The following is a 14,640-nucleotide window of genomic DNA, read 5'->3' as shown; positions in this document are numbered from 1 at the left end:
TAAGTAAATATAATAACGAGAGATATCAGTGGAAGTTAAATAAGATGACCCCGGTACAATACCGAGGCCATCTCTTAGCTGCCTAAGGCTCTTTTTATAAACTGTCCATATTATGGGGTACAGTTCATGGAGAGCGGCTTCTTTTCTCACCTTTCCTTAGTTAAACAACGAGCTGATAAAGCTCTTCAAGGATTGAAAGAAGCTCTGAACCGCATTTCGCAGGTTATTCCAGAAACCGTCCTCATTGATGATGTCCTGAATACTGCCCGTCAGATCATCCAGCTGGTTTTTCACTTGATCGAAATTAATGTTGAGATTCCTCATCTGATCAAACAAGTCCGTCAAACGCTGACGGTCCTCCTCACTAAGTTCAATGTTCAGCGTCTGCAGCTGCTCCTGAACAATCTGCTCCACCTCTTCCTTCGTTGCCGGATCCTGCTCGGCAATGGCTTTCTTGATTTCTGTCAGCAGTTCACTGACCTTATCCTTGTCTATCCCCTGTTCTTCAGCGATATCTGTCGCGATGTCCAGTTCATCACTCGCGACTTTCATACGGCTCTCATCCAGCTTGACGCCTTTGGCATCATACGCCTTGTAGATCCCGGTAAGGGCAGAATGTCCACTAACTTTAACGGAGGAAGCCACCAGCACCTCTGCGTTTTCAACGCCTGCAGTCAAGAGAGCATTTGTATACATTTCTTTCGTCACCTGTGTTATGTTATCTGGTGTAACAATTTCAATGGACAGCCCTTCTCCACTATCCTTATGAAGAATTTTCACGGAAGAATACATATTGGAATTCGGATTACCACCGATGTACGCATTCAAATCCCGGCCATTGACCGAAAACTCGTCCACCTGTTCATGCTGGTCCACCTTAAGAAGATCCGCCACCTCAGATTTCTGCGCTTCTGACAGCGCTTCTCCGTAAACAACAATCGGCAGTCCCAGCTTTTCATTGATACCCTGGTCACCTGTAGAGGCGTAACTCTCCAGAGGCACCGCCCATACAGAAATAAGAAGAAGAGCCATCATCCAGATACTTGTGAGCTTTTTCATAACTTCGACCCCTTAATCATGGTTGATTCCTTCTCGATACATGAGATGGAATCACCTTACTAGTATACCCGTATTCCCAAACGGGTCTTTTACATAGACGTTTGAGGGGGAGAAAAGGTTTCAAATGCACGTATATTTTTAAAAGGAGCGTGACAATGCCATGATACGAAAAATCGGCCTTTATATCTTTGCTGCCGCTTTGTTCTACGCAGGAATCACTCATTTCATCTACGACCACGGATTTGCCAGGATGCTTCCCCAGTGGGTTCCACTGAAACTTGAAATTGTCTATATGTCCGGGATCACCGAATGGCTGCTGTCGCTGCTCCTGATTTTCCCGCAGACGAGAAAAGCCGCCGGACTCGCTACAGCCGTCTTTTTGATTGCTGTCCTGCCTGCCAATATTTACGCAGCCATCTACTCCATTCCGGCTCCTTGGTCGGAGGAAGCCAGTCCAGCGGCTCTCTGGATCCGCCCGCTCTTCCAGCCTCTACTCATTTGGTGGGTTCTTGCCTGTTCACAGGATTCGAAACCAGCGCATCGGTTTGATAAAATGAAAGGGAATTGAATTGGAGGAGGTAGTTTGTATGCGTTTAGCAGATAAGAAAATCATCGCTCTTGTCAGTAAAGATTTTGAAGATCTGGAATTATGGTATCCGCTTCTCCGTCTTCAGGAGGAAGGAGCCAAGGTTCATCTTGTCGGTGAAAAAGCCGGCGTGGAATACCCGGGAAAATACGGTGTTCCGGCCGTATCGGATTCAGCTTTTGATGAGATTGACCCTTCTGACTATGACGGAATTCTCGTACCCGGCGGCTGGTCTCCGGATAAGCTCCGCCGTTATGACAAAGTCCTCGATATGGTCCGTCATATGCATGAAAATGAAAAACCGATCGGTCAGATCTGCCACGCCGGCTGGGTACTGATTTCTGCAGGTATTCTGGAAGGACGTACCGTCACCAGCACACCCGGCATTAAAGATGACATGACGAATGCAGGAGCCACGTGGGTGGATGAAGCAGTCGTCCAGGACGGCCATATTGTGTCCGCGAGACGTCCACCTGATCTTCCTCCTTATGCAAAAGCTTTCGCCGATCTGCTGGCTGAACAATAATACGAAAATCCCAAAGCGGCTTACCGCTTTGGGATTTTTTTATTGATGATCAGATACGGCACGCTTGGCAAGCATTGACACAACTGCATCATCCATCGGTGGATTGTGCAGCCCTGCCCGGACATCTCGGTAATATTTTTCAAACGGATAAGTTTTGGACAGCCCGCGGCCGCCTGCAATCCGCATAGCAAGATCCACCACTTCGGTTGCAGTGTTCGTAACCGCAAGCTTCACAGCCGCCAGATCAGGTCCGATACGCTCCCTCTTTTCAGGTTCCTCATCCCACTTGCGTGCGACGCTGTAAAGATAGGCATGCGCCTGCATCAGCTTCCATTCCATCTCCCCGATTTTATCCTGGATATGAGGTACTTCTGAAATAGGTTTATCGAGACTGTTCGGCTGGAACTCCTTCGCAAAAGCCACCGCATCATTCCGTGCGGCTGTTGCGATCCCTAAATAACAGGCAGGTATATGAAGAAGCCATCCTTTTGGAGATGATTTCCCATCCTGCTTTAATTCTACGAGGTCCTCTTCATTCAGCTCCACTTCGTTCATGACCAAATCATGGCTGGCCGTGCCCCTCATCCCGAGCGTATCCCACGTCTGATCCACTGAAAGGCCGGGCTGATGGCGATCGATCATAAACCAACCCACGGTATCTTGATCTTCCACATAGGCAGATACAATATAATAATCGAGATGCTCAGCCATCGAAGTAAAGGACTTCCGGCCGCTCAGGACATATCGGCCCTCTTTCTTCACCGCGGTCGTTTCTGGGATTCCTCCACGTGTAGGACTGCCGGTTGCCGGCTCTGTCGCTGCCCGGTTGACAACCTTCTGACTGGACACGACTTCCTGAACGAGCCTGTTGTAGGACGCAGGCTCCCATAAACGCTCCTGAGAGAGTTCCATCATCGTTCCCATATGCCAGCCAATGGATAAAGCTACAGCCCCGTCTCCTTCTGCAATTTTTTCCTGAAGCAGCAGCAGTTCATACAGGGAAAGCCCCTCCCCGCCATCCTTAGGTGGGAGAGCGAGGGAAGGATATCCCTCCTCCTTGATCACCTTCAGCGTTTGAGGTGAAAAGGCAGCCTGCTGATCGGTTTCCTGGATGTGCTTTTTCGCTTCGTCTGCAATGGTCACGGCTTTTTGAAAAAGACGTTCCTGACGATCATTTTTAATCCACGTTTCAATCATACCTGTCATTCCAATCCACTCCCCGTTCCTAATGTATGTTTAAATCATACCTGACAACTCGGAATGAAGCCAATCCCGCGCTTCGTTCGATTCTCTTTTCAACATACCCTCCCTTTTCAACATTCATTCCATTCTTCGTTCTATGTAAAAAAACCCGGCTGCCTTCAGCCGGGTTTCTGGTTAACCTTGTTGGACTTCTTCACCTTCATAGATGTGAATGGACAGAGGAGCAGCTAGAAAATCAGAAGCTTTTCCGACGAATGCCTGGAAATGCTCACTTTGGTTATGCTTCTCCACCGCTTCCGCGTTCTGCCAGACTTCCACCATTTTATACGTGTATTCTTTCTCCATGTCCTTCACAAGATCATAAGAGACATTTCCCTCTTCTTCTCTTGATGACTGGATCAATGGACGGATTTCATTCAAAAAGGCTTGTTCCTGATCTGGAGTCACTTCAAATACAGCATGAACAATATACATACAATCTTCCCTCTCTTTTCATGGCATTCGTGAATTCACACTCCGTTAGGATCAACCATACACACGCTCTTTATCAGTCGGTGCTCTGGTTCTTCTGTGAGCCGAATTCTCCTCTACATCGTAATGGATAAGCGGTAAGAGAGGAAATCATCCGCTCACCGGATCAGCAGGAAACATTATCCATTCACACGAAAAGCACCGTCTGAATGCATCAGATCGGTGCTTTGATCACTTCCTTCTGGGAATCTGCTTCAACGCCTGTTTCACGGAAGCGTAGGTCTGCAGCGACAGTTCACTGAAATCCGCATAAGGGGCACTTTGGATCGCAAAGGTCGGCTTAATGCCGGTAATCACCAGCGTCGTCCCCATCAAATCAAGCAGCTGATTCATTTGATAGATCCCCATATGTACCGCTTCATTGTATGAATGAACCGCTGACATATCCATGATAAGGTAGTCTTCCTTCGTTTCTTTCACGTGATGACTGACCGCTTCCAGCATCTGCTGCAGGCGCTCATCATCCACTGTTCCAACAAGCGGGAGAACCGAAATATTATCTTCCACCGGTACGATCGGAGTGGAAAGGCGTTTTACTTCAGAAAGATAATGGCCAATCAGCTCCTCCTGCTCCCGACGCTGGGTCACGTCTTTCTGGACCCCTACAAAATAGGTCTGATCCATCTGAGAAATGTAGACAGGAAAGATTTGCAGCTCGTTCCAGAACGGTGTCCCATCCTTTCGATAGTTTTTAATCTCCAAAAGGATCGGCTCTTTGCTGTCCAGCCCCTCTCTAATGCGTTGGACCTGACTTTCATTCGTATCCGGCCCTTGAAGAAAACGACAGTTCCGTCCGAGGATTTCCTCAGCTTCATATCCAGTCAATTCCTCGAATCCTCTGTTACAATAAATCATCGGATTATCTTCCTGACCTGGATCTGAAATCACGACACCAGCACCAACACGGTCGATCGCCGCTTTTATAAATTCATTTTGTTGAATTTCTTCTAATCTAGCAAACGAAAGTTCATTCACGGTCATCCAGCTCCCTTTTATATGGAATGAATACTATTATAATAAAATGAATGACAAACCCCTTGCAAGTTAATCCATCCACTTCCACTTATTCCCACGGTAACAGGGTGAGTTTCGGCCAGTATTTCTTCCATTTAGCTGCCTTTTTCACATACACTTCCTCGGGAACAAGACATTTGTTCGGCCGGACGATTAATCCAAATAAATCTTCAAGACCGAAAGGTGCGTATACCTTCAATGTTCCGGGGTGTTTCCTCTGCACAGCCACAGCTGAGGCTGTCGACGGCCACGTATCTACGGCCGCTTCGATCGATGGGTACGGCTGGATGGGGATATGGAATTTTTCTTCATACCACTGATGAACAAGAGCTTCATTCGTTACGTCTATTTGAAAAGGATACCGGGACAACTCCTTCCGCAGCTCCTTTTCCAACTGTTGTTCTTCCTCCAGGCTTCCTTCAGGATCGAAATAGATTACATCCGCATCTCCAATTCCATAAGCGGGGTCATACCCGTGTTTTACATTCCACACACTCTGTGCGACGATGCCTGCTCCTATGTAATAGTGGCTCAAGTACTGATCGGCCGTATCAAAAACCGGTTGAAGGTACGGGGTCTTCTCCAGCAGAATTTCAGTCAGCTGCTCTTCCAGGCGGCTCATCGTCTCCACTCCTTTCTTTAAGGTGTTGAAGGAAAGCATTCACTTGAGGAAGCATGCGCACCTCAGGTTTCACACAGGCCCACGTTTCTCTGACCACCGCCTTCCCCTCATGATCCACCAGAGGAAGAGAAGCATACGCTGCTCTTTCCTTATGCGAAATACTCCCGGGAAGAACCGTCATCCCCAGGCCGTGTTTCATCAATTGTTTAGCTGTTTCAAAATGATCCACCTTGATCGTCGGCTTGTGTGTAAGTTCCTGGTGGTTATGACGCCACCGTTCAAGCAGCCGGCTGAAATCCGGATCGGTTTTGAATTCGATAAACGGTCGTTCGGATAATGGCGGAAGTGGAAACACATCCAGGACATACAGTGGATCATTGAATAAATGGATCGAGTCGAATCCAGGAATCGGCTCCCCCCTGATGATGGAAAGCTGATGGCTGTATGCAGACGCGCGGATTTCACTACTGATCCCCGTGACAAGATCAATCGTCACATCAGGATAAGCCTTCGTAAAAGACTGAAGCATCTCCGGCAGAAAATGCTGACTGTACAGGGAAGATGCGCCTATCGACAGGGTGCCGGACACTCTTCCTTCGGCCATGGCCAGCTTAGTCCGGAGCTCCTCTTCCTTTTGAAGCATTTCTCTTGCGGAGGAGAGTATAAGCTCGCCGAATGGGGTAACCCACAATTTCTTGGATGTACGGACGAAGATTTCTCCCCCCCACTCCTCCTCAATGTATTTTAACCGCTGAGTAATCGCCGGCTGAGAGAGAAGGATTTTTTTGGCCGTAGAACGGATGGTTCCACATTGATGAAGCTGAACCAGCAGGTCATAATCTTCCATTCTCATGAAACGCACCCCCTATTACTTTTCCTTATCACTTATTATTATAATTGAATATTATTCAAATCGCTATCGGTCGAGTAAGATGAAGAGGAGAAGGAGGGAGCGTATGTCTCATTTCAAAACAAGCCGGCTGCTTGGAAGCTATTTTCTGTATGAATGCGCGCGGGCCATGTATTTCGTCCTGACGACGTGGGTGTTATTTCAATGGACCAATAACCCTTTATACACCGGGATGTTTGTCAGCTTCGGGTTTCTTCCCGGTCTCGTTTCCAACTTGTTTTTTGGTGTTCTCGTTGATCGGTACAGCAGAAAGAAACTTGCACTAACAGCCGGGACCGTCAGTGTATTGATTCTCCTATTCTTGTGGACGGCATTTACGGCAGGGGCAGCCACTCCATGGCTGATCATCCTCGTTCATATGCTGCTTCAAACGGCAGGTTCCTTATTCCGCCCTGCCCTGCAGGCACTGACCGCCGGCATTTTTTCTAAAGAAGAACTTCCCAAGATGTTCTCCTGGTCCAATTCCGCCACCATTACCGGCAGCTTGGCAGGGGCAGGAACGGGAGGGTTTCTGGCAGGTGCCGCTCCGGAGGAGGTTTCCTTGGGATTCGTTCTTCTTTTATTTACAGCAGCTACTCTCTCCCTGCTTCATCTGGAAGAGGCTCCTCTTCGAACACCTGAAGGGAAATCGCCCTCATTTTTATGGGACATGAAGGAAGGGTTCCGTTATGTTCATCACCACCGCATGTTTTACGGTTTGTTCTTTCTATTAATGATTGGACAGCTGACCTTCCATACGTCGCTCGGCTTTTTAAGTGTCTATACGAGTGCGCACCTGCTGCAGGGGCCCTTTCTCTATGGACTTCTTGATGCAGTATTCTCCATCGGAGGCATGGCCGCAGGCCTGCTGGGAACATGGTGGTGGAAAGTGTTCCGCAGTCATCTTGCTGTTTGGGCGTTTGCAGTTACAGCGACCGGTCTGCTGTTTGTCAGCTTAAACAATGCGCTGTGGTCCGCCTTTCCCGGTTTTTTCTGCATTGGCTTCGGTACATCATTGATCCGGGCGCTGCTGCAGTCCGTTCAACAAATGGCCTCAGACCCTGCCTTTCATGGCAGGCTCTCCAGTCTGCGCATGCTTGGCAATCAGACTTCTGTCGTCATCAGCGGACCTGTTTTTGGATACATCGCTTCCACCTCTGGTGTTTCACTGGTCTTTTTATGGCTGGTTCTGCCTGCAGGGGCAGGAATGGTATGGGCATGGATTCAATCCCGTCAGTCTTATTTCCAGACCATTATAAGCCGGGCATCCGCCTGATAATAAAAAAAGATATGCTTTTTGAAAGCATACCTTTAGTCATATATAAGTTAAGTACGGTTATCTTGTCTCTTCCTTCGGTGTACGGTACACTTTTTCAACTTCGATCCCCAGTGTCTTTAAGTAATCGACGATCTGGTCCAGTCTCTGCATGTTTTCACCTCAGTATGAAATAAGATTTGGCAGGAAATTCGACGACCATCTACTTCTTGCTTTATATACGTCTCCCATCGCAAAACGTTTCACTTGACTTACAATGAACCATACCCTTGACTTCTATTCGTTATTCACCTTTTTACACATCCGGACGTTTTTTATAAGCGTTCCGCCTAAAGTCTTCTCTTGTTGATGGACCTGCTTGTAACCGTTCTTCACAAAGAAGGGAACAGCAGCAAAACTGGCTTCTGTATGAAGATTAACCGCTCCCATGGATGCAGCCTTTCTTTCCAACCGTTCCAATAAGATGGATGCTTTTTTCGACCGCTGCTCTTCCGGGCTGACATATAGAAAATCAATGACGGCTCCATCCGTTAAGGTGGCCATTGCAATGATTTTCCTTTGTTCCACAGCAAGCAGGGTGTACCCGTTCAACAGCCGTGCAGACAGGTTGGTATTCATAGAAACAGCACCAGCCCATGCTTTTTTCTGAGCATCTGTATACACATGCCCGGGAATGCCCATGATTGCACGGACCATGAGACAGATGACCTCTTCGGTATCCTTGTGATCCATCCTTCTTATCTGCACCAAATCTCTCTCCCCTCCATCATAACAAAACTGCCTTGTGGTGACGTTAAGGTTTTATGACAATTCAAATAATTCCTTTACCTTTCCGATAAATGCCTGCACCTGTTCAGTAATTTCCTCTTCACTCATTGGAGTGACGACTGAAAAATAGCGGGTGGTCGGCTGAATATAAGGAAGGGGCATAATCAAGTGCTCCGCCGCTGTATGGGTTACGACCGTTTCTGAAATAAAGGAAAGCCCCAGACCTTCTTTCACCCCTTGAACAACTCCGTGATTGCTTCCGATCGTAATCGTCTTTCGTGGACGGATGTTGTATGATTCCAGCATCGATTCCATCATTGCCCTGGTACCGGAACCTCCCTCCCGAATGATCCACGTGTGATCCTGCAGATCCTCGAATGACAGATTTAAGCATTTGCGAATCGGATGATTGTCCGGAACGATGACCACCATTTTATCCTTCATAAAAGGGAAGGAAGATAACCCTTGGTCCGCCACCCGGCCTTCTACAAGCCCCACGTCCAGCGTATGAAGCTGAACCTCCCTGTTGATTCTCTCAGAGTTGGCAATGGTCACCTGCAGATCCACTTCAGGATACTCCTGATCATACGCCCGAAGAAGAGAAGGCAGAATATACTCCCCTACCGTGTAGCTGGCCCCGATTTTCACAGTTCCTTTCATTTGGTCATGGTACTGCAGCACCTCTTTCTTCGCTTTATCCATCACTCCGAGCACCTGTCTGGCTCTTTTATAAACCATCTCGCCTGTCTGGGTGACTTCAAAGCGCTTTGGAGAACGATCGATCAGCACCGTATTGAATTCCTCTTCTAAGTGCCGGATATGGGAGCTCACCGTCGGCTGTGACAGCTTCAGCAGCTGTGAAGCCCTCGTAAAGCTTTTCTCATCGACTACCGTAATGTATGTTTTCAATGATTCAAAGTCCATTTTGAACCTCCTATTATTACTAAATCCTATTTTTAACATTATAAAGTTTTATTTTACTAATAATCAACAGCCGCTTATGATAAAGAAGGAAAAGAAAGGAGGAACATCATGAACATGATTACATCAACGATCTATAAACAGCCACTTCTTTCTGGTATTGCATTCACAGCCTTTTTATCAGCGGTCGGTTTCCTGGCTGCCCAGCTTCCGGGAGTCAGTCAGATCGGACCTTTAGCCGCGGCTATACTTCTGGCCGTCCTCTATCGTCATTACTTTGGATATCCGGAACAGATGAAGAGCGGTATCCAATTCGCTGCGAAAAAACTACTGAGACTGGCTATCATCTTATTTGGTCTCCGCCTGAATATGAACGTCATCGTAAATGAAGGGCTTCCATTATTATGGAAGAGTGTCCTCGTCATCATTTTTGCTGTAGGATTAATGGTCCTTGGGGCTAAAATGTTTAAAGCAGACCTTTCCCTTATGACCCTGCTCGGAATCGGCACCGGCATCTGCGGGGCTTCAGCCATCGCAGCCGTTTCCCCCATCATTCATGCTAAGGAAGAAGATACAGCTGTAAGTGCCGGAATCATATCAATTGTCGGTACGCTTTTTGCGATTGGGTTTACCGTCATCCGGCCGCTCCTCCCTCTGGACGCAGACGCCTATGGCATGTGGGCCGGACTCAGCCTTCACGAAATCGCCAACGTTGCCCTCGCCGGGGAACCCGCGGGAACAGAGGGACTGGGAATGGCTTTTCTCGCGAAACTGGCCCGTGTGTTTCTCCTCGTGCCGGTCAGCCTGCTGCTTCTCTGGGTCATGAAAATAAGAAGTAAAGGCGAAAACCAAGGTTCCATCACCTTTCCATGGTTCCTGATTGGCTTTATTATGATGAGCCTTTTCGGAAGCTACGTCGAAGGGACGTATATGACGATTCCTGACCCTGTCATGAACAGCCTGCTCACCTTCACTTCCTTCCTGCTGACGATGTCGATGGTCGGCTTAGGACTCAGTGTAAGTCTCAGGGATGTAAGGGACAGAGCTTTAAAACCGACCCTGATTTTAGTTTTCGTCTCCATCCTGCTGGCTTTTTTCACATATTGGATCTTTTAACTCCTCCTTTCCGGGGAGTTTTTTTGTCCCTTTCCTGCACTCTTTGTCGAAGTCCTTAAGCCCTGGGCTTCTTTTGGTAAAATAAAGGAGAATCAGGATGCCTGACATGCCTGTCCTTTCTATGCATATAGTGAAAAAAAGCAGCGCTCTTGTAGAAAGGATCCAGGTATATGAATGCTTCTGCTAAAATGAGTGCATCCTTGTATGCTCTGCTGTCCATCACATTCTGGGGAATTTCTTTTGTTTCGACCAAGGCGGTCCTGGAAAAGATAGACCCGTATTCCCTGCTTGTTCTACGCTTTGGAATCGGATCTCTCTTTCTCTTTTGTATGATCATCATCTTTCAGTACCCCCTGAAAGTCCGAATCGTCCATCTTCCACATCTCCTGATCCTCGGTATTCTGGGGGTTTACATTCATCAGTTGATCCAGGCGACCGCCCTTTTATCCATTCAGGCTTCTGATGCCGGCTGGCTCATCTCCTTTTCACCGATCTTTACCATTGCCTTATCATTCATCTTTCTTCACGAGCCTCTTAGTCTAAAAAAAACAGCCGGAATCATCACAGCTGTGCTTGGTGTTCTTCTCATCACATCCGGAGGGAGCGGGGCTTTCGTTAAGCTTTCCTTGAGCGCGGGATATCTGCTTATGATCCTCAGCACATTGAACTGGGCGGTCTATTCCGTTCTGTTGAAAAAGCTGGCTGTTCCTCTTCCCTCTATCGTTCTGACGTTTTACATGAGCACCATCGGCTGGCTCCTGACCCTCCCCTTTTTCATCAGAAACCATGGTGTGGCTCAACTGGCTGCTTTGGAATTGACCCATTGGGCGCATCTGTTGTTTCTCGGTATTTTCGTGTCCGCTGTGGCCTACTGGTACTGGGCCAAAGCCCATGAGGTTCTGCCCGCTTCCCAAGTGTCGGTATTTATGTATTTGGAGCCTGTGGCGACGTTGGCGGCCGCCATTCTTCTTCTTCATGAAAAGCTGGCAGCGACATCAGTCATTGGTGGACTTTTTATTTTCATGGGCGTGCTGCTCGCTCAAAATCGAAAACGAGAGTAAAGGAGGAAATTGTGATGCATGTGGAAGAACGCGTAAAAAACGCTTTTTGTACGCTTACAGACCACTCTCCGGCGGCGTTGAAAGAAAGGATGATTGAATGTGGGATTACACTGGAGGAACTGGGACCCTACCTCAAAGATCCTGATGGGAATCCCTACTACCGCCAGATGATCTATCAGGATGAACATGTGGAAATGATTGTGATGAATTGGGCGGATATTGAATGTGCCCCTCACGATCATGGCGAATCGTCCGGCTGGATTTTTATCATGAACGGCGAAACCAAACAAACCATCTATAAGGGAAAGGGTGATAAGCTGCCTGAGCCCCTTTTTACAGAATACAAGAAAAAAGGAAGAACCCTGTTCGCTCCAAAGAAAGGGATTCATAAAATGGGAGGCAGCGGAGAAGACTCCCTTGTCACCCTGCACTTGTACTCTCCACCGATCCAGGGGATGAAAGTGTACGACCTGGAAACCTGTGCGGCATGTGTCGTTTCCGCTGACTGTGGAGCGTGGTGGCCGGAGGAACAGCGTCAGCGCTTGAAGGAAATACAGCTGGAGAAAGACTGAACAGAAGATTGTACCCAATTCAGAATGGATGGAGACCGTGCTTCCATCCGTTCTGGAATATAAAAAAGGAAGCGGCGATCCGCTTCCTTTTTTTAATGCAGCTTATATTGATCCTCCTCTTCCACAAACCGGTTATACCGCCTTTGGAACCAGTGGAAAAGATGAGAAACAAACACTTTTAAAATGGCATAGCCCGGAATGGCCAGAATAATTCCGACGATCCCGAATAGATGGCCCGCCGTAAGCAGGACGAAAATAATAGTGACTGGATGAATGTGCAGGCTTTTTCCCATAATCTGCGGGGAAATGAACTTTCCTTCCAACAGCTGCACAACTGTCCAGACAAAGACCAGCTTGAGTACCATAAACGGGGAAGTCACAATAGATATGATCAACGCGGGCGTAATCGCGATCACAGGTCCCAGATAAGGGACAACGCTTGTTACACTTGCAATCGCTGCCAGCAGCAGGGCATAATCAAGTCCGATGATTAAAAAGCCGATATACATCATGACGCCGATACAGAAGCTGACGATGATCTGCCCCTGGATATAAGCACTTAACTGGTGATCGATTCCTTTGAATACACTTGATACTTCCGGACGTGCCTTAGGTGGAAACAGCCGGATCATCACACCCGGAAGCTTATGACCGTCTTTGAGTAGGTAGAACAGGATAAAAGGCAGAGTCACGATGGCAACAACGACACTGGTTACTGTGGAAATAATGCTCGTGATCCCTTCCACCGTCTGTGTGGCATAGGACGATATGTAGTCCGGTACCTGGTCGATCATCCCGTCTACATCTTGAAACATGTTGGTGTAATACGATGAAAAGTAAGAGTTCTTCAGCCATTCATCCATGGACGAAATTAAATCGACGATATAGCGCGGCAGTTCCTCCGATAGACTGATCAACTGTTTTTCAAGGAAAGGTATGATCAAAACGATGACCAGCGTGATTAACCCGACAAGAACGAGCAGTGTTAAAAGGATGCCCCAGATGCGCTTGATCCTCCACTTCTCCAGCAGGTTGATCACAGGTCGCAGCAGATAATACCCAACAATAGACAGGATGAGCGGAAGAGCTGCGGTTTTAACAAAAACGGCTACAGGTTCAAAAATAAACCACACATTCGAAAATACCAGGATATTCAATCCGGTCATTAGTAGAATACCTAATAAAAACAAGGTTTTCCGGCCCCCAAAGAAGCGGATGACCGGTGTGGAGTCCCAACGATTCATAGACAATTCTCCTCAGCACAGCATGGTTGATTTCATTCTATCACACGGGATGGATCTTCCACCCTATCCAGCCTTCACAGCTGGAAGCCGGTTTCTATGGCTCTTCTTTTTCGTAGACAAATAGACACCTGCAAAAATCATCAGCAGGCCGTAGATAAGATTGGGTGTTACAGGCTCTCCAAGAAGTACACTTCCCCAGATTAAGGCTGTGACAGGAACAAGATAGGTGACCATGCTTGCAAACTCAGCTCCAGCCTGTTCAATCATATAATAATAGAGAAGATGAGCAACTCCTGATCCAAGGCACCCAAGACCGATGACAGCCCATGCGGTTTGAAAACCCATCTTCCCCACCTGCTCCCAACTGTCCGGCCCCATCCAAAGCATTCCAACAGCGCCTGATGCCCCTCCAACCAGCAGGCCGGCCAGAGCCAGCAGGACGACATCTGTCCCTTGGAGATACCTTTTCGTAAAATGGGATACAAAGCCGTAGCAGGAGGCCGCCAAAAGCATCGTCCCCACTCCAATGAAGCTTTCTCCTGCCATTTCCCCCGGACGAAACCCAGTTAAGAGGACAATCCCCGCAAAACCGATAATAATACCTCCCCACTGTCTCCATTGCAAACGGACGGAGAACAGCAGCACTCCTATCATTCCTGTCATAATGGGTGTGGAGGCATTTAATACAGCCGCCATATTACTTGTCAATGATGTTTGACTCAAAGCAATCAGCCCCCAGGGAAGCCCTGCATTAAATAAGCCGACAACAATAAGACGTTTCCAAGGAAGGACGGCCGGGCGGTTCCCTTTCCACCACCGATAAAGAAATATCGGCAGAAGGACAGCGGCTCCAGCTATACACCTTAGAAAAACCGTCCCTCCTATCCCGAAAGCAGGAATAAGAAGCTCGATGAAAACAAAGGATAATCCCCATATAAAACTGAGCGTCATTAATGCCCCATACAGTTTCACTTCTTCCCCTCTCTTCTCCCCTGACATGGAAATTAAAACCAATATCTCTATACTCTATCAAACCTGAACGTACCAATCAATAGAAACGAAAGACAGAGGCTGTTTTTACATACAAAAAAACCTTCAGGAAAAATCCTGAAGGTTCTGTGTGACGTGGCAGCGTCCTACTCTCACGGGGGTAAACCCGACTACCATCGGCGCTGAAGAGCTTAACTGCTGTGTTCGGCATGGGAACAGGTGTGACCTCTTCGCCTTCACCACCACATCGATATAAAGTTTG

At 47.7% G+C, this 14,640-nt stretch carries 17 protein-coding genes and 1 rRNA gene; 7 read left to right on the top strand and 11 right to left on the bottom strand.

The window, feature by feature from the left end; all coding sequences use genetic code 11:
- Positions 1-86: IS3 family transposase (locus tag GLV97_RS20390; RefSeq protein WP_160889911.1), on the top strand; the 86-nt coding region annotated here is incomplete at its 5' end.
- 70 nt (positions 87-156) lie between these two features.
- On the opposite strand, the gene GLV97_RS19450 is transcribed toward GLV97_RS20390, so the two are convergent.
- Positions 157-1,059, bottom strand: coding sequence for a DUF1002 domain-containing protein (locus GLV97_RS19450; RefSeq protein ID WP_160890390.1), 903 nt, complete (start codon positions 1,057-1,059; stop codon positions 157-159).
- Positions 1,060-1,219: 160 nt separating this feature from the next.
- On the opposite strand from GLV97_RS19450, the gene GLV97_RS19445 reads away from it, so the two are divergent.
- On the top strand, positions 1,220-1,627 hold the full coding sequence (locus GLV97_RS19445; protein WP_160839634.1) for a DoxX family protein: 408 nt from the start codon (positions 1,220-1,222) through the stop codon (positions 1,625-1,627).
- Positions 1,628-1,646: 19 nt separating this feature from the next.
- Positions 1,647-2,171: a type 1 glutamine amidotransferase domain-containing protein gene (locus tag GLV97_RS19440; protein ID WP_160890389.1), complete on the top strand. Its 525-nt coding sequence runs from the start codon at positions 1,647-1,649 to the stop codon at positions 2,169-2,171.
- 39 nt (positions 2,172-2,210) lie between these two features.
- Here GLV97_RS19440 and GLV97_RS19435 read toward each other — a convergent pair whose 3' ends face one another.
- The 5 genes from GLV97_RS19435 to GLV97_RS19415 all read right to left on the bottom strand — a co-directional run bounded on the left by GLV97_RS19435 (position 2,211) and on the right by GLV97_RS19415 (position 6,394).
- Positions 2,211-3,377, bottom strand: a complete 1,167-nt coding sequence (locus GLV97_RS19435) for an acyl-CoA dehydrogenase family protein (RefSeq protein ID WP_160890388.1) — start codon at positions 3,375-3,377, stop codon at positions 2,211-2,213.
- Positions 3,378-3,548: 171 nt separating this feature from the next.
- A complete protein-coding gene (locus GLV97_RS19430) occupies positions 3,549-3,848 on the bottom strand; it encodes a putative quinol monooxygenase (protein ID WP_160839631.1) in 300 nt (99 codons plus the stop codon).
- Between the two features lie 228 nt (positions 3,849-4,076).
- Positions 4,077-4,880: a PAS domain-containing protein gene (locus GLV97_RS19425; RefSeq protein ID WP_160839630.1), complete on the bottom strand. Its 804-nt coding sequence runs from the start codon at positions 4,878-4,880 to the stop codon at positions 4,077-4,079.
- 88 nt (positions 4,881-4,968) lie between these two features.
- Positions 4,969-5,541: a nucleotidyltransferase family protein gene (locus GLV97_RS19420; RefSeq protein WP_160890387.1), complete on the bottom strand. Its 573-nt coding sequence runs from the start codon at positions 5,539-5,541 to the stop codon at positions 4,969-4,971.
- On the bottom strand, positions 5,513-6,394 hold the full coding sequence (locus GLV97_RS19415; protein WP_160839628.1) for a LysR family transcriptional regulator: 882 nt from the start codon (positions 6,392-6,394) through the stop codon (positions 5,513-5,515). The genes GLV97_RS19420 and GLV97_RS19415 overlap by 29 nt, the downstream gene beginning before the upstream one ends.
- A 103-nt stretch (positions 6,395-6,497) precedes the next feature.
- Here GLV97_RS19415 and GLV97_RS19410 point away from each other — a divergent pair, with 103 nt between their 5' ends.
- The gene (locus GLV97_RS19410) at positions 6,498-7,706 is read left to right on the top strand and encodes an MFS transporter (RefSeq protein ID WP_160839627.1); all 1,209 of its coding nucleotides are present in this window, start codon (positions 6,498-6,500) and stop codon (positions 7,704-7,706) included.
- A gap of 276 nt (positions 7,707-7,982) precedes the next feature.
- Here the strand turns inward: GLV97_RS19410 and GLV97_RS19405 are convergent, their stop codons facing one another.
- Both GLV97_RS19405 and GLV97_RS19400 read right to left on the bottom strand, forming a co-directional pair.
- Positions 7,983-8,453 (bottom strand): GNAT family N-acetyltransferase, encoded by a 471-nt coding sequence (locus tag GLV97_RS19405; protein ID WP_337194120.1) that lies wholly within the window; start codon positions 8,451-8,453, stop codon positions 7,983-7,985.
- 54 nt (positions 8,454-8,507) lie between these two features.
- Positions 8,508-9,398, bottom strand: a complete 891-nt coding sequence (locus GLV97_RS19400; protein ID WP_160839625.1) for a LysR family transcriptional regulator — start codon at positions 9,396-9,398, stop codon at positions 8,508-8,510.
- Positions 9,399-9,506: 108 nt separating this feature from the next.
- Between GLV97_RS19400 and GLV97_RS19395 the strand changes: the two genes are divergently transcribed.
- From GLV97_RS19395 to GLV97_RS19385, 3 genes are all read left to right on the top strand, one after another.
- Positions 9,507-10,511 carry a YeiH family protein gene (locus GLV97_RS19395; protein WP_160890385.1) on the top strand — a complete coding sequence of 335 codons (1,005 nt, stop codon included), beginning with the start codon at positions 9,507-9,509 and terminating at the stop codon, positions 10,509-10,511.
- Between the two features lie 170 nt (positions 10,512-10,681).
- Positions 10,682-11,572, top strand: coding sequence for a DMT family transporter (locus GLV97_RS19390; RefSeq protein ID WP_160842366.1), 891 nt, complete (start codon positions 10,682-10,684; stop codon positions 11,570-11,572).
- A gap of 14 nt (positions 11,573-11,586) precedes the next feature.
- Positions 11,587-12,144 (top strand): hypothetical protein, encoded by a 558-nt coding sequence (locus GLV97_RS19385; RefSeq protein ID WP_160890384.1) that lies wholly within the window; start codon positions 11,587-11,589, stop codon positions 12,142-12,144.
- Positions 12,145-12,236: 92 nt separating this feature from the next.
- Here the strand turns inward: GLV97_RS19385 and GLV97_RS19380 are convergent, their stop codons facing one another.
- From GLV97_RS19380 to rrf, 3 genes are all read right to left on the bottom strand, one after another.
- Complete coding sequence (locus GLV97_RS19380) at positions 12,237-13,388, bottom strand: AI-2E family transporter (RefSeq protein ID WP_160890383.1); 1,152 nt, start codon at positions 13,386-13,388, stop codon at positions 12,237-12,239.
- A 63-nt stretch (positions 13,389-13,451) separates the two neighbouring features.
- Entirely contained in the window at positions 13,452-14,360 is a 909-nt protein-coding gene (locus GLV97_RS19375) for an EamA family transporter (protein ID WP_160890382.1), read from the bottom strand.
- A gap of 151 nt (positions 14,361-14,511) precedes the next feature.
- A 5S ribosomal RNA gene (gene rrf, locus GLV97_RS19370) occupies positions 14,512-14,625 on the bottom strand.
- Between the last annotated feature and the right edge of the window lie 15 nt (positions 14,626-14,640).

Source organism: Halobacillus litoralis (assembly GCF_009856355.1).
GTDB classification, from domain to species: Bacteria; Bacillota; Bacilli; order Bacillales; family Halobacillaceae; genus Halobacillus; species Halobacillus litoralis_B.
Note: the sequence above shows the minus strand (reverse complement) of the source record. Positions and strands in the feature narration are given on the sequence as shown.

Bases quoted from the DNA above. Each gene is read 5' to 3' on its own strand.
- GLV97_RS19450 (WP_160890390.1), bottom strand. From the start codon at position 1,059: ATGAAAAAGCTCACAAGTATCTGGATGATGGCTCTTCTTCTTATTTCT.
- GLV97_RS19445 (WP_160839634.1), top strand. From the start codon at position 1,220: ATGATACGAAAAATCGGCCTTTATATCTTTGCTGCCGCTTTGTTCTAC.
- GLV97_RS19440 (WP_160890389.1), top strand. From the start codon at position 1,647: ATGCGTTTAGCAGATAAGAAAATCATCGCTCTTGTCAGTAAAGATTTT.
- GLV97_RS19435 (WP_160890388.1), bottom strand. From the start codon at position 3,377: ATGACAGGTATGATTGAAACGTGGATTAAAAATGATCGTCAGGAACGT.
- GLV97_RS19430 (WP_160839631.1), bottom strand. From the start codon at position 3,848: ATGTATATTGTTCATGCTGTATTTGAAGTGACTCCAGATCAGGAACAA.
- GLV97_RS19420 (WP_160890387.1), bottom strand. From the start codon at position 5,541: ATGAGCCGCCTGGAAGAGCAGCTGACTGAAATTCTGCTGGAGAAGACC.
- GLV97_RS19415 (WP_160839628.1), bottom strand. From the start codon at position 6,394: ATGAGAATGGAAGATTATGACCTGCTGGTTCAGCTTCATCAATGTGGA.
- GLV97_RS19410 (WP_160839627.1), top strand. From the start codon at position 6,498: ATGTCTCATTTCAAAACAAGCCGGCTGCTTGGAAGCTATTTTCTGTAT.
- GLV97_RS19400 (WP_160839625.1), bottom strand. From the start codon at position 9,398: ATGGACTTTGAATCATTGAAAACATACATTACGGTAGTCGATGAGAAA.
- GLV97_RS19395 (WP_160890385.1), top strand. From the start codon at position 9,507: ATGAACATGATTACATCAACGATCTATAAACAGCCACTTCTTTCTGGT.
- GLV97_RS19390 (WP_160842366.1), top strand. From the start codon at position 10,682: ATGAATGCTTCTGCTAAAATGAGTGCATCCTTGTATGCTCTGCTGTCC.
- GLV97_RS19385 (WP_160890384.1), top strand. From the start codon at position 11,587: ATGCATGTGGAAGAACGCGTAAAAAACGCTTTTTGTACGCTTACAGAC.
- GLV97_RS19380 (WP_160890383.1), bottom strand. From the start codon at position 13,388: ATGAATCGTTGGGACTCCACACCGGTCATCCGCTTCTTTGGGGGCCGG.